The 13,789-nt window shown below is 60.5% G+C and carries 9 protein-coding genes; 5 read left to right on the forward strand and 4 right to left on the reverse strand.

Annotated elements, in window-relative coordinates; translation table 11 throughout:
* Positions 1-27 precede the first annotated feature (27 nt).
* The 3 genes from M5G20_RS06805 to rfbC are packed head-to-tail and all read right to left on the reverse strand — an operon-like array spanning position 28 to position 3,809.
* Positions 28-1,422, reverse strand: a complete 1,395-nt coding sequence (locus tag M5G20_RS06805) for a sigma-54-dependent transcriptional regulator (RefSeq protein ID WP_273918495.1) — start codon at positions 1,420-1,422, stop codon at positions 28-30.
* Positions 1,419-3,227, reverse strand: coding sequence for a sensor histidine kinase (locus M5G20_RS06810; protein WP_273918496.1), 1,809 nt, complete (start codon positions 3,225-3,227; stop codon positions 1,419-1,421). The genes M5G20_RS06805 and M5G20_RS06810 overlap by 4 nt, the downstream gene beginning before the upstream one ends.
* Positions 3,228-3,263: 36 nt before the next feature.
* Complete coding sequence (gene rfbC, locus M5G20_RS06815; RefSeq protein ID WP_273918672.1) at positions 3,264-3,809, reverse strand: dTDP-4-dehydrorhamnose 3,5-epimerase; 546 nt, start codon at positions 3,807-3,809, stop codon at positions 3,264-3,266.
* 132 nt (positions 3,810-3,941) lie between these two features.
* Here rfbC and M5G20_RS06820 point away from each other — a divergent pair, with 132 nt between their 5' ends.
* From M5G20_RS06820 to M5G20_RS06835, 4 genes are all read left to right on the forward strand, one after another.
* The gene (locus M5G20_RS06820) at positions 3,942-6,854 is read left to right on the forward strand and encodes an aminotransferase (RefSeq protein ID WP_273918497.1); all 2,913 of its coding nucleotides are present in this window, start codon (positions 3,942-3,944) and stop codon (positions 6,852-6,854) included.
* A gap of 264 nt (positions 6,855-7,118) precedes the next feature.
* A complete protein-coding gene (aguB, locus tag M5G20_RS06825) occupies positions 7,119-7,997 on the forward strand; it encodes an N-carbamoylputrescine amidase (protein ID WP_273918498.1) in 879 nt (292 codons plus the stop codon).
* Between the two features lie 5 nt (positions 7,998-8,002).
* Complete coding sequence (gene aguA / locus M5G20_RS06830) at positions 8,003-9,109, forward strand: agmatine deiminase (protein ID WP_273918499.1); 1,107 nt, start codon at positions 8,003-8,005, stop codon at positions 9,107-9,109.
* Positions 9,110-9,353: 244 nt separating this feature from the next.
* The gene (locus M5G20_RS06835; protein ID WP_150735915.1) at positions 9,354-9,566 is read left to right on the forward strand and encodes a hypothetical protein; all 213 of its coding nucleotides are present in this window, start codon (positions 9,354-9,356) and stop codon (positions 9,564-9,566) included.
* Positions 9,567-9,720: 154 nt separating this feature from the next.
* Here the strand turns inward: M5G20_RS06835 and M5G20_RS06840 are convergent, their stop codons facing one another.
* Positions 9,721-11,814 carry a TonB-dependent receptor gene (locus tag M5G20_RS06840; protein ID WP_273918500.1) on the reverse strand — a complete coding sequence of 698 codons (2,094 nt, stop codon included), beginning with the start codon at positions 11,812-11,814 and terminating at the stop codon, positions 9,721-9,723.
* 475 nt (positions 11,815-12,289) lie between these two features.
* On the opposite strand from M5G20_RS06840, the gene M5G20_RS06845 reads away from it, so the two are divergent.
* Positions 12,290-13,594, forward strand: a complete 1,305-nt coding sequence (locus M5G20_RS06845; RefSeq protein ID WP_150735914.1) for an OprD family porin — start codon at positions 12,290-12,292, stop codon at positions 13,592-13,594.
* Positions 13,595-13,789: the final 195 nt, after the last annotated feature.

Below are 13,789 nucleotides of genomic sequence, written 5' to 3' on the forward strand. Positions count from 1 at the left end.
ATTGGCAGTTGATGATGGGACGGCGGCTCAATCGAGGTCGTCGGTGTGGCTGGCGGCACCGCTGTCGGCGAAGCTCAGCCCGTGTTTGCGCAGTTTGTCGTGCAAGGTCTTGCGCGGGATGCCAAGGGCTTCGGCAACGCTACGCACCGAGCTGTGCGAGCGTGCCAGTTCAGCGGCAATCAGGCTTTTCTCGAAGTTTTCCACCTGCTCGCTCAGCCCGCCGCTGACCTGTTCCATCACAGTGCCGGCAGCGCCTTGCGCCTCGTTGTTATCCAGCGCCAGTTCCAGGCCGAGGGCGAAGCGTTCGGCGGCGTTTTGCAGTTCGCGCACATTGCCCGGCCAGGTGTGGCGCAGCAGCAGCGCGCGTTGCCCCGGTTGCAGTTCGTGGGGTGGCAAGCCGTGGCGGGCGCTGGCTTCGTCGGCAAAGTGCTGGAACAGCATCAAGGCATCTTCGCCGCGCTCGCGCAGAGGCGGAATGCGCAGTGGCGCGACGTTCAAGCGGTAATACAAGTCAGCGCGGAAGCGGCCCTGATCGGCGGACTGGCGCAGGTCTTCCTTGGTGGCGGCGATGATGCGGATATCCAGCGGGATCTGTTGATTGCCGCCCAGGCGTTCGACCACACGCTCTTGCAGCAAGCGCAGCAGTTTCACTTGCACATCCAGGCTCATGCTTTCGATTTCATCGAGGAACAACGTACCGCCGTTGGCGAATTCGAACTTGCCGATGCGGCGCTTTTGCGCGCCGGTGAAAGCGCCGGGTTCATGGCCGAACAGTTCGCTTTCGACCACCGACTCGGCCAGCGCTCCGGCGTTGATCGCCACGAAGGGGCCGTTACGCCGGCTGGATAAATCATGCAGCGCTCGCGCAACGACTTCCTTGCCGGCGCCGGTTTCGCCGAGGATCAGCACGTCAGCCTTGGTCGCCGCCAACGCGCCGATCTGCTCACGCAGGCGCAACATCGACGAGGACTGCCCGACCAGACGGGTGCTCAGTTCATTGCGGTCGCTCAGGGCCAGACGCAGGCTGCGGTTATCCAGCACCAATCGACGCAGGGCCAGGGCGCGGCGCACGCTGTCGAGCAGGGCATCGCTGGCGAAGGGTTTTTCCAGAAAGTCATAAGCCCCGGCGCGCATGGCTTGCACCGCCAGCGGCACATCGCCGTGACCGGTAATCAGCAGCACCGGTAGCTCCGGGTCCTGGGCGAGCAGTTCAGTCAACAGTTCGAGACCGTCCATGCCCGGCATGCGAATGTCGCTGACCACTACACCGGGCCAGTCACGTTCCAACTGCCCGGCCAGGCCTTTGGCCTCGGCCAGCGGCAGAATTTTCAGACCGGCCAGATCGAGGGTCTGGCTCAAGGCCTGGCGCAGGTGGGGATCGTCGTCGATCAACACGACCTGAATGCGGTTGTCGATGGTCATGCACTTCGGTCCTCGGACGGTTGCAGGCTCACACCCGGTGCACCTGCGCGTAGCTTCAGGGTAATCAGCGCGCCGCCCTCCTTATGGTTGGCGAACGACAGTTCACCACCGAAGGCGCGCATCAGGGTCTCGCAAATCGCCAGCCCCAAGCCAAGCCCCTGGGTGCGGGTCTTGGTGGTGTAGAAGGGCTCGCTGGCGCGACCAAGGGCTTCCATGCAAAAGCCGGGGCCGTTGTCGCGAATGTACAGGTTGACGCCATCGGCGGTGGTTTGGGCACTCAGCCAGAGTTTGCGTGGCGGGCCTTTTTCCGTGAGGGCATCGAGGGCATTGGCCAGCAGGTTGCCAAGCACTTGGCGCAAGCGGGTTTCGCCGGCCTCGACCCACAACGTCGCGGCAGGCAGGTCGCGGATCAACTCGACTTCCATGCTGCGTCGACGCTTGGCCAGCAGGGCCAGGGCATCGTCCAGCGCCGGTTGCAGGGCGACGCTTTCCGGCGCGTGGCGATCGCGACGGGCGAAGGCCCGCAAGTGAGCGATGATCGACGCCATGCGCCCGGTCAGTTCGCTGATCAGTTTGAGGTTGCCACGCGCGTCGTCGGTGCGTTGGTGGTCGAGCAGCACTTCGGCGTTTTCCGCGTAGCTGCGGATGGCCGCCAACGGTTGATTGAGTTCGTGGCTGATGCTCGCCGACATGGTCCCCAACGCCGAGAGCTTGCCAGCCTGCACCAGGTCATCCTGGGCGCGTACAAGGTCTTGCTGAGCCTGCTCGCGTTCCAGCACTTCCTGTTTGAGTCGACGGTTGAGACCTTCCAGGTCGCTGGTCCGTTCGGCCACCCGACCTTCCAGTTCGCGTCGGGCCTTGGCTTCGAAGGCGATCCGCTCCAGGTAGTGGCGGCGCCGCTGCATCATCAGGCCGAGCAACAGCATGACCACCAACAGCGTGGCGCCACCGATGGCGACCACGGTCCGTACCGGCCGGTCGATCAAGGTGCGCGGGGCGAGGATGCTGACGTTCCAGCCGGTTTCCGCGATCGGTTGGGTCTGGGTCAGCCAGGCGTTCGGATTGAGTTTCAGCGGTCGCGGATCACGGGTCGGGTAGGGCTGGATCGCGCTGATCGCCTTGCGCTCGTCTTCGCTCAGTGGTCGGGTCGCGCGAAAGCGCCATTCTGGCCGTGAAGTGATGATGACCACGCCGTTGTGATCGGTGAGCAACAGTTGCTCCGGGGTTTTGCCCCAGAGGCTTTCGGTGTGGTCGAGGTCGACCTTGACCACCAGCACACCGGTGATTTTCTCGCCGTTGCGCACCGCTGCGGCGAAGAAGTAGCCGCGTTTGGCCGAGGTGGTGCCCAGCCCGAAGAAGCGCCCCAGGCGTCCTGCCATGGCTTCGCTGAAGTACGGACGGAAGGAGAAATTGCGGCCGACGAAACTGTCGTGCTTGTCCCAGTTCGAGGCCGCGAGGGTCTTGCCCGTGGTGTCCATCAGGTACATGACTTCAGCACCGGTCTGGGCGCTGATGTTTTTCAGCAGGCGATTAGCGTTGCCTTGGTTGACGCTGTCGTCCGGGGCTCCGAGCACGGCGCGCAGGGCTGGCAGGTCGCCAAGAATCTGCGGCAACACTTCATAGCGGTGCAAGGTGCCCAACAGGTTGGCGACGTACAGGTCGAGGGTCTGGCGGTTTTGCCCGGCCAGTTCGCTGCGGTAGTAGCGTTCGGCCAAATGCTCGAGCGGCCACAACAACGGCGCCAGGCACAGTGCGAGCAGGGCCAGGCTACGCCAGCGGGGTCTGCGGGGGAGGGTCGGAGTCATGAGCATCGAACGCCTGTGGATATCGACGCATTATGCCTAGGCAAAGACATCGGCGTCCTTGAAGAGTGCAGCGTCCTGATCCCGGGCCGACAGTTGTGGTGCGCTGTCCAGCGCCCAGTCGATGGCCAGGTCCGGGTCGTCCCAACGGATGCTGCGTTCGGCGCTCGGGTTGTAATAGTCGGTGACCTTGTAAAGGCATTCGGCAAATTCGCTCAACGCCACCAGGCCATGGGCGAAGCCTTCGGGAATCCAGAGTTGGCGGCGGTTGTCGGCGGACAATCGCACGGCGGTCCACTTGCCGAAGTGGGGCGAGCTACGACGGATGTCCACGGCCACGTCGAGCATTTCGCCAGCGACCACACGAACCAGTTTGCCCTGGGTGTTTTGCAGCTGGTAATGCAGGCCGCGAAGCACGCCTTTCTTCGAGTGGGAGTGGTTGTCCTGGACAAACGTCGGGGCCAGCCCCGTTGCTTGCTGGAAAGCCCGGGCATTGAAACTCTCGAAAAAAAAGCCGCGTTCATCGCCCATGACGGTGGGTTCAAAGACCAGCACACCGGGCAGGTCGGTGGTGACGGCTTTCATGGCGTTCTCCAGCAGTGGATGGTGATAGCTGACATTCTTGCGCATGGGGCCGAACGAAGCGAGGGGTGGGGGTTGCGTATCGCCCCGAGCAGTGGCGATATAGGCGCCTAATAAAATTTCCGAGGTCGTTGTATGCCGCTCGCCACGTTGATTCATCGCGCCAGTTTGCCCAGCCCGCAAGTGTCTGCGGAGCAAGCACTTGAGCTGTTGCAGGAGCATTACGGACTGAGCGGCAGATTGCAGGCCCTGGGCAGCCAGCAGGACCTCAACTACCGCGTCGACAGTGAGCAGGGCCGTTTTGTCCTGAAAATCTGTCGCGGCGACTACTCGGCCCTGGAACTGCAGGCCCAGCATGCCGGGCTCAAGCATTTGGCGGCGCACCCTGATGTGCACGTGCCTCGGGTGATCGCGGCGAAGAACGGCGCGGACCTGCTCTCGTTGAATGTCGCCGGCCAAGCGGTCCACGTGCGCCTGCTGGATTACATCGAAGGCCAGTCGCTGACGCACCTCGAATACTTCAACCCCACGGTGGTGGCCGGTTTCGGTCGCTTGTGCGGCGAGATGGACCTGGCGCTGGCGGATTTCGACCATCCCGGGCTGGTGCGCACGCTGCAATGGGACGCGCGCCATGCGCAGGCCCTGATCGCGCATTTGTTGCCGGTCATCCAGGACGACAACCAGCGCCGGCTCATCGCCGAAGCCGCCGAACAGGCGCAACGCCATCTGCAACCTTTGGAAAGCAAGCTGCCGGTGCAAGCCATCCACATGGACATCACCGACGACAACGTGGTTTGGCAGCGTGATGCCCAGCGCCATTGGCAGTTGCAAGGGGTGATTGATTTCGGCGATCTGATACGCACCTGGCGCATCACTGATTTGTCGGTGACCTGCGCGGCGCTGTTGCATCACGGTGAAGGTGATCCGTTCTGCATTCTGCCGGCGGTGCAGGCGTATCACGCGGTAAATCCGCTGACCCATGAGGAATTGCTGGCGCTGTGGCCGCTGATCGTCGCCCGTGCCGCGGTGTTGGTGCTCAGCGGCGAGCAGCAGGTCAGCATCGATCCGGGCAACACCTACAGCCGCGATAACCTGAGCCACGAGTGGGAGATTTTCCGCGTGGCGACTTCGGTGCCGCTGGCGCTGATGGAAGCCGCAATCCTGACGGCGGTTGGCCAGAGCCTGCCAGACATTGGCAGCGAAGGTTTTGCACCGTTGCTGCCGAGTCTGGTCGGACGGGAGTTTGCCTTGATCGACCTGGGCGTCCTCAGCCCGCACTTCGAGGCCGGTAACTGGGAGCAGGAGGGCACCGATCAGCGATTGCTCGATGAAGCTGCCGCCCTTCACGGGTTGGCCGCCAGTCGTTACGGGCAATACCGGTTGTCCCGCACCCGGCCGGACAGCGCCACCGAACCGGACACGTGCCCGTTGCACGTCGAATTGCGGGTGCCCACGGGTACGACGGTCGAGGCGCCATTTGCCGGCGTGGTTCACCAGCCGTTGCAAGGGGTGCTGCAACTCGACGGTCCACAACTGAGTGTGCGGCTCTGGGGCGTCACGCCGTCCCTGCATGCCGGTGCGGCGCTGGTCAAAGGCCAGGTGCTGGGCGCGGTCAGTGGTCCGCTGATCGTGCAGTTGTGCCGAGGCTCTTCGTTCAGTGCACCGTTGTTTTGCAGCCCGTCGCGAGCGGCGGCCTGGCAAGCGTTGTGCCCGTCACCGGCCGCGTTGCTGGGGCTGGCCTGTGATGCCGAACAAGAGCTCGACTCGCAGACCCTGCTGGCCCGGCGTGACGCCAGTTTCGCCCGCACGCAAAAACACTATTACGTCGACCCGCCGCGTATCGAGCGTGGCTGGCGCAATCACCTGATCGACATGCAGGGCCGCTCTTACCTCGACATGCTCAACAACGTCGCGGTGCTGGGTCACGGGCATCCGCGCATGGCGGCGGTCGTCAGTCGCCAGTGGTCGCTACTGAACACCAACTCGCGGTTCAACTACGCCGCCGTGGCCGAGTTTTCCGAGCGCCTGCTGAAACTGGCGCCGGACTCCATGGACCGCGTGTTCCTGGTCAACAGCGGCAGCGAAGCCAACGACCTGGCGATCCGCTTGGCGTGGGCCTACAGCGGCGGGCGCGACATGCTCAGCGTGCTTGAGGCCTATCACGGCTGGACCGTGGGCGCGGACGCGGTGTCGACGTCGATTGCCGACAACCCCAAAGCCTTGAGCAGCCGCCCGGACTGGGTGCATCCGGTAATCGCTCCGAACACCTATCGCGGTGAATTCCGTGGCCCGGACAGCGCGCCGGACTACGTGCGCAGCGTTGAACACAACCTGGCCAAAATCGCCGAACAGAAACGCCAATTGGCCGGTTTCATTTGCGAGCCTGTGTATGGCAATGCCGGTGGCATCTCGCTGCCGCCGGGTTATTTGCAGCAGGTATACGCCCTGGTTCGCGCTCAGGGCGGTGTATGTATCGCCGACGAAGTGCAGGTCGGCTACGGGCGCATGGGTCATTTCTTCTGGGGTTTCGAAGAGCAGGGCGTGGTACCGGACATCATCACCATGGCCAAGGGCATGGGCAACGGCCAGCCACTGGGCGCCGTGATCACTCGCCGGGAAATCGCCGAGGCCTTGGAGGCCGAGGGCTATTTCTTCTCGTCGGCTGGCGGCAGTCCGGTCAGTTGCCAGGTCGGCATGGCGGTGCTGGATGTGATGGAAGAAGAAAAGCTCTGGGAAAACGCCCAGGTCGTTGGCGGCTACTTCAAAGAGCGTCTTGAAGCGCTGATCGATATTCATCCGTTAGTCGGTGCGGTGCATGGCTCCGGGTTTTATCTGGGCGTCGAGTTGATCCGCAACCGCGACACCCTGGAGCCGGCCACCGAAGAAACCACGGCGCTGTGTGATCGCTTGCGTGAGCTGGGAATTTTCATGCAGCCGACCGGTGATTTCCTCAACGTGCTGAAGATCAAACCGCCGATGGTGACCTCGCGCCAGAGTGTGGATTTCTTCGTGGACATGCTTTCGAAGGTGCTCGGGGAAAATCTCTAAACGCTTCTCCCGGTGGGAGCGAGCCTGCTCGCGAATTGGGTCGCACATGCACCAGTGACGTTGACTTATCCACCGCTTTCGCGAGCAGGCTCGCTCCCACTGGGATGGTGATTTAATTCGATTGTTATCGGGAATAAGTGCGTAAATTTAGACAGAAGGCGCATATATCGCTTTAAAAGCCGATTTTTATCGGATATAAAGTCGCCATTGCCAGGGTGTGGATGAGCCATGCCTGAACGTCACGCACTTGTCCGGAGATGATCCATGAGCCGTATCGTTACCGTCGCCGCCACGCAGATGGCCTGTTCCTGGGACCTGGAAGGCAACATCGAAGTTGCCGAGCGGCTGGTCCGCGAAGCCGCCGCCAAAGGGGCACAGATCATCCTGATCCAGGAGCTGTTCGAGGCGCCGTACTTCTGCCAGAAGCCCAACCCGGATTACCTGCAACTGGCCACGACGGTGGACGACAACGTCGCGATCAAGCACTTCCAGAAAGTCGCCAGGGAACTGCAAGTGGTGCTGCCGATCAGCTTCTACGAGCTGGCGGGCCGCGCGCGTTTCAACAGCATCGCGATCATCGACGCCGACGGCAGCAACCTCGGTATTTATCGTAAAAGCCACATCCCGGACGGTCCTGGCTACCACGAAAAGTACTACTTCAACCCGGGCGATACCGGCTTCAAAGTGTGGGACACCCGCTACGCCAAAATCGGCGTGGGCATCTGCTGGGACCAGTGGTTCCCGGAAGCCGCGCGCAGCATGGCGTTGCAAGGGGCGGAAATCCTGTTCTACCCGACCGCCATCGGCAGCGAGCCGCACGACAAGACCATTTCGTCCCGCGATCACTGGCAGCGTGTGCAACAGGGTCATGCCGGTGCCAACCTGATGCCGCTGATCGCCAGCAACCGGATCGGCAACGAGGAGCAGGACGGCTACGACATCACCTTCTACGGCTCTTCGTTTATCGCCAACCAGTTCGGCGAGAAGGTGCAAGAACTCAACGAGACCGAAGAGGGGGTACTGGTCCACAGCTTCGACCTCGACAAACTCGAACACACACGCAGCGCATGGGGTTCCTTCCGCGACCGCCGTCCGAACCTGTATGGTGCTATCAAAACCCTCGACGGATCCCTGGAGTCCTGACTGCCATGACCACTTTGAACAGCACCCCTCGCGCAGATGGCTTCTACATGCCGGCCGAGTGGGCCCCGCAAACCCAGACCTGGATGATCTGGCCCGAGCGCCCGGACAACTGGCGCCTGGGCGGCAAACCGGCGCAAGCCGCGCACGTGGCAGTGGCCAAGGCCATTGCCCGTTTCGAACCGGTAACCGTGGCGGTGTCCGCCGGCCAGTATGAGAACGCCCGGGCTCGCCTGGATGTGCCGAATATCCGCGTTGTCGAGATGTCCAGCGACGATGCCTGGGTTCGCGACACCGGCCCGACGTTCGTCATCAACAACAACGGCGAAGTCCGTGGCGTGAACTGGGATTTCAATTCCTGGGGTGGCTTTGACGGTGGCCTGTATTCGCCTTGGAACCGTGACTCGCAAGTGGGCGGCAAGATCTGTGAGATCGAACGCAGCCCGCGTTATCGCACCGAAGGCTTTGTGCTCGAAGGTGGCTCGATCCACGTCGACGGCGAAGGCACGCTGATCACCACCGAAGAATGCCTGCTCAACCGCAATCGCAATCCGCACATGAACCGTGCAGAAATTGAAGCGGTGCTGAGCGCGAATCTGTCTGTGGATAAAATCATCTGGCTGCCGGACGGTTTGTTCAACGACGAAACCGATGGCCATGTGGATAACTTCTGCTGCTACGTGCGCCCGGGCGAAGTGCTGCTGGCCTGGACCGATGATCCGCAAGATCCGAACTACCCACGCTGCCAGGCGGCCATGAACGTGCTGGAAAGCAGCACTGACGCCAAAGGTCGCCCGTTCACGGTGCACAAAATGCCGATTCCGGGTCCGCTGTACGCGACCGAGGAAGAATGCGCCGGTGTCGATCCGGTGGATGGTACCCAGGAGCGCAATCCGTCGGTACGCCTGGCCGGCTCCTACGTGAACTTCCTGATCGTCAACGGCGGCATCATTGCCCCGAGTTTCGATGACCCGTTTGATGGTCCGGCAAAAGAAATTTTGCAGAACCTGTTCCCGCAGCACGAAGTGGTCATGGTGCCGGGCCGCGAATTGTTACTGGGTGGCGGCAATATCCACTGCCTTACCCAACAACAGCCAGCGCCGCATAAAGAGTGAGTGCAGTTGTAACAGGTTGAGTTGTCTGACAAATCGGCTAGGCAAACGTTTTCGCGTGATGCCATGCCCCAAGCCCGCGGCCCTTAAGGACTGCGGGCTTTTTTGTATCCGCTGGTCGACAATCCCGACACATTGGCATAGGTCTTGTATTGCTCAGGGGGAGAAACAGGGAGGGGAGAACTTAGTTGTTCTGTCATAAACCTTGGATAAGTTAGCCGCTCACAAACCGGGAGAGAGCGCTGAAATGAACGCCGAAGTGAATGTGATGAGCGAGCGGGCAACGCATCCCCTGGCGGTAAACAGCGAATCGCTCCAGATTCTGGCGCACTGGTTCAAGTCCAATGGAACGCGTCCGATCAGTGAAACTGATCCGCGCCGGACGATGATCGAGCGCTACCCCGCTGGTTTGTTCAGCGAGGCGGAACTGGATGCATTGTGGGATGTGATGGAAGGATAGGAAGAAAAACAAAGGATTGATCAAGAAAAAGCGCTGCCGGGAGGGCGGCGCTTTTTTTTGCTTGTTCGTTCCTGCGCTCCGCGAGGGAACGATCACACCCCTGTAGTAGCCGGCTGAACGGGCGATAGCGGTGTAATAAGTTGATTTTCAGTGTTTAGAAGCTGTAGGTCCCCGTCACAACCAGACTGCGCGGCGCCCCCGGCTGAATCTGCGCCGCACTGGTTGCCGACGAGTAATACCTCTTGTCGGTGATGTTGTTCAACGCCGCGCGCAAGTCCCAGTCCTTATGGCGAAACCCGGCCAATGCATCCCAACGGCCATAACCCGGTAGCACCGTGGTGTTGAGGTTGTCTGCATAACGGTCACCGACCAGGGTCAGTCCGGTTTCGGCGTACCAGCCCATCTCCGGTTTCCAGGTCAGGAACACGCTGCCGTTGTGCTTGGCCACGTTACTGATGCGCTTGCCTTCAAACCCGTTGTTGTCCTTTTCAACCGTTGCGTCCTGCACGCCCACGCCGCCACGCATGTACCAGTTGCCAGCAATCTTGCCGGTAGCAGTCAGCTCAATCCCGCGGGAACGTTGCAAGCCGGAGAGCAGGGTAATGGTCGGGTTATTCGGATCGCTGGTGCGGCGGTTGTAGAGTTCCAGTTCGTAGATCGCCAGCGTGGTGCTCAGGCGATCATCGAGCCAGTCGCTCTTCACGCCGATTTCCTTTTGCTTGGTCAGCTCTGGGCTCAGGTCGTTGCTGTTACCGGCTGCACCCGGCGTGATGCCGATCAAACCGCCACCGACCGGCGAGAACGTCTTCGACCAGGATGCGTAGAAGGAATGATTGTGCAACGGCGTCCAGACCAGTCCTACGCGCGGGCTGGTGCTGTGGCTGTCACGGTCTTCGGAAATGTCGCGCAGCTTGTTAGTCGACTCAATGTCGAAGGTGTCGTAACGCAAGCCACCGAGCAATTGCCATTGATCGTTCAGGCGCAGTTGATCTTGCACATACACCGCACGGCTTTCGACCTCGGTGTGGGAACTGCTTGATACCTGCATGCGGCCGGTATGGCGCAAATCGCGGTTGGGGTTGTTCAGGTCCAGCGCCGGTACTGGCGAGCTGCCCGGCCCGGAAGTGGCGGCGGTGTACAGGGTCGGATCGCGACGCTGGCTACCGATCTCGATGCCGCTCAGCAGGCGATGCTCCAGGCCGAAGGTATCGAACCCGCCTTCCAGCTCAACGTTGTTGTAGACGTTGCGGGTGGTCAGGTCCTGTTGCCAGCGCTGGCGCGTAACCCGGTTAGTCGCCGGGGTGTAGCCGGTCAGGTAGGTGTTGTCGAAATCACTGTCGAGCTTGAACACACCCAGGGTCTGGCGCAGCTGCCAGTTTTCGTTGATGTCGTAACTGAGTTTCGAGCGCAGGGATTGCGACTTGTCGTCGATGAAGTCGTGCTCGCTGCCGTAGGTCGTATCGCGTCCTACATCCGCCGGACGACCATTCACACCCGGTATACCGCGATCCGGCGTGCGGTTGTAGCGGCTGTACTCGTATTGCACCAGCCAATTCAGGTCGGGGGTCAGTTGCCAGCTCATCGAGGGGGCGAACAACTGGCGATTGCCGCTCACGCCATCGCGGAAGCTGTTCTGGTCCATGTTGCCCATGTTCAGGCGCAGGCTGATGTCCTCGGAAGGATCGGTGCTGAGGTCGGCGTAAAGGCTGCGCAGATCATCGCTGCCGCCTTGGGCTTCGATGGTTGAGCGACGGCCGAATTCCGGGAGCTTGCTCACCCGGTTGACGATCCCGCCCTGGCTACCACGGCCATACAACACGGCGGCCGGGCCTTTGAGGACATCGATGCGCTCGATGTTGTGCAAGTCGCGCACGTACTGGCTGTCGTCGCGAATGCCGTCCAGATAAAAGTCGTTGCTGGCGTCGAAGCCGCGGATGCGCAGGCTGTCGAAGCGGGTGTCAGCGCCGCTGCTGACGTTGGGAATGCCGCTGAGTGCAGTGCCCAGATCATTGGTGCCGTAATCCGCGACGTTAGCGGTTTTAATCGAGTCGATGGCCTGCGGCACATACCGCACCGGCGTGCTGGTACGGGTTGCCGTATTGGTTTCCTTGACGCGCGGGTCATCGGCTTCCACTTCGGCGCTGATGGCGGTGGCAGGCAATGTGGTAGGGGCAGCGTAGGAAAAACCGGCAGACAGCAAGGCAGAAAGCCCAAGGCTATAGGGCGAAATACGAAAAGGGGCAGGCATTGAAGAGCGCATCCGTAGGATTTTTAGGCTATGGCGTTTCGGGCGCTAATGGTAATGCTTGCTATTTGCTTTCGTTAATTATTCTTGAAAAGTTCCATGGAGTGATTGTTGCCAATTGTGTCTTCGTTGACACGAAAGTGGATTGCCAGTGGTTTGATCCTCCAGAAATCACCCGAATCAGTGCGTCAAATTGACTTGAGAAATGCCACGCGATTGATTGTTTCTGCCACTGCAAGCAAATTCTTAGACGATTTTCGCCTAATTACAGACGATTCATGAAATTGACACATGGTTGAGCGCGCGGCTACGATTCGGCCCAACGCCTGTGGCAAACCGCCATGACTCCAAAACAATAAAAGGCCCGCCACGAGTAGTCGTGTGCGGGCCTTTTTGTTTGCGGAATGAAAAAAGAGCGCAATAGTGCCGTTTCAGCCGTACGACACAGCGCGTTTCAACCCGTAATAAGGAAAACAAAATGTTGAACATGCGAATCAGCCTGATCGCTCTGGGGATTTTGAGCGCTACACAGGCCATGGCTAACGACCAGGCCGAATCCAAGGGATTTGTTGAAGACAGCAGCCTTAAAGTGCTGTTGCGCAACGCCTACATGAACCGTGACTACAAGAACGGTAACGACGACAAATCCGAGTGGGGCCAAGCGGCCATCGGTACGTTCTCGTCCGGTTTCACCCAAGGCACCGTCGGTGTGGGCGTGGATGCGTTCGGTCTGTACGCACTCAATCTGGAGCGCAATGAAGGCCGCAGCGGTGCCCAAGGCATCGACTTCTTCAAGCGTGGCTCCAGTGGCGAACCTGCCGACGACTTGTCCAAGGGCGGCGCAGCGGTCAAATTCCGTCTATCCAGCACAACCCTGACCTACGGCGACCAGATGCCGGCCCTGCCGGTGTTGAGCTACGACAACGTGCGTCTGCTGCCGGAAAGCTACACCGGCACCCTGATCACCTCCAAGGAGATCAAGGGCCTGGAACTGAACGCCGGTCGCTTCACCGCCGAATCGCGTAAAAGCGCGGAAGGCCGTGACAGCGGTGGTTTGAAGTCGATCAACGTGTTGGGCGGCAGCTATCAGTTCACCGAACAGTTCAAGGCTTCCCTGTACGCGTCGGACGTTGAAGACGTGCTGAAGAAGCAATACGTGAACGCCAACTACGTGTTCCCGCTGGCCAAGGATCAATCCCTGACCCTGGACTTCAACGGCTACCGCACCAAGCTCGACAGCGAGTACGTGCGCGAAAACACCATCCCCGGCGAAAGCATCGTCACCGGTGACGACAACAAGATCTGGAGCCTGGCAGCCACCTTCGCCACCGGCCCTCACTCGTTCACGCTCGCGCATCAGCGCAGCACCGGCGACAGCAACCTGGGTTACGCCTATGGCGGTTACCAGAAAGACCAACACCGCGTCGGCGACGGTGGCAACACCATCTACCTGGCCAACTCCTACTGGTCCGACTTCAACGCCGAAGACGAACGCAGCTGGCAACTGGGCTACGGTCTGGACTTCAGCACCTTCGGTGTTCCAGGCCTGAGCTACAACTTTGCCTACGTACGCGGTGACAACATCACCACCTCCACCAGCGAAGGCGGCACCGAGCGCGAAATCTTCAACCAGTTCAAATACGTCGTCCAAACCGGCCCGGCCAAAGACCTGAGCATCAAGCTGCGTAGCTCGATCCTGCGCGTGTCGCAGAAGTCGAGCGAGTACAACGTCAGCGGTAACGAAGTGCGTGTGTTTGTGGATTACCCGATCAATATTTTTTGATGATGGGTTGAGCGTTCACGCTTGATAAAAACCCCGACGGGTTCGTAATGCTGTTCGTCCTTAATTGAACAGCACTGCGACGGGTTCGGGGTTTTTTGTGCGCGCTTGATGAATAAAGGTGTTTTTGCCGTCCCCCTCTTTTGCTCCATTTCATTACTCCATGTAACTAATGATGTTCCCATCCCCATCTTTATC

It is taken from the genome of Pseudomonas sp. TNT2022 ID1044, from assembly GCF_028656895.1.
Lineage (GTDB): Bacteria > Pseudomonadota > Gammaproteobacteria > Pseudomonadales > Pseudomonadaceae > Aquipseudomonas > Aquipseudomonas reinekei.

Coding starts and splice junctions, on each gene's coding strand:
- M5G20_RS06805 (WP_273918495.1), bottom strand. CDS start 1,422: ATGACCATCGACAACCGCATTCAGGTCGTGTTGATCGACGACGATCCC.
- M5G20_RS06810 (WP_273918496.1), bottom strand. CDS start 3,227: ATGACTCCGACCCTCCCCCGCAGACCCCGCTGGCGTAGCCTGGCCCTG.
- rfbC (WP_273918672.1), bottom strand. CDS start 3,809: ATGAAAGCCGTCACCACCGACCTGCCCGGTGTGCTGGTCTTTGAACCC.
- M5G20_RS06820 (WP_273918497.1), top strand. CDS start 3,942: ATGCCGCTCGCCACGTTGATTCATCGCGCCAGTTTGCCCAGCCCGCAA.
- aguB (WP_273918498.1), top strand. CDS start 7,119: ATGAGCCGTATCGTTACCGTCGCCGCCACGCAGATGGCCTGTTCCTGG.
- aguA (WP_273918499.1), top strand. CDS start 8,003: ATGACCACTTTGAACAGCACCCCTCGCGCAGATGGCTTCTACATGCCG.
- M5G20_RS06835 (WP_150735915.1), top strand. CDS start 9,354: ATGAACGCCGAAGTGAATGTGATGAGCGAGCGGGCAACGCATCCCCTG.
- M5G20_RS06840 (WP_273918500.1), bottom strand. CDS start 11,814: ATGCCTGCCCCTTTTCGTATTTCGCCCTATAGCCTTGGGCTTTCTGCC.
- M5G20_RS06845 (WP_150735914.1), top strand. CDS start 12,290: ATGTTGAACATGCGAATCAGCCTGATCGCTCTGGGGATTTTGAGCGCT.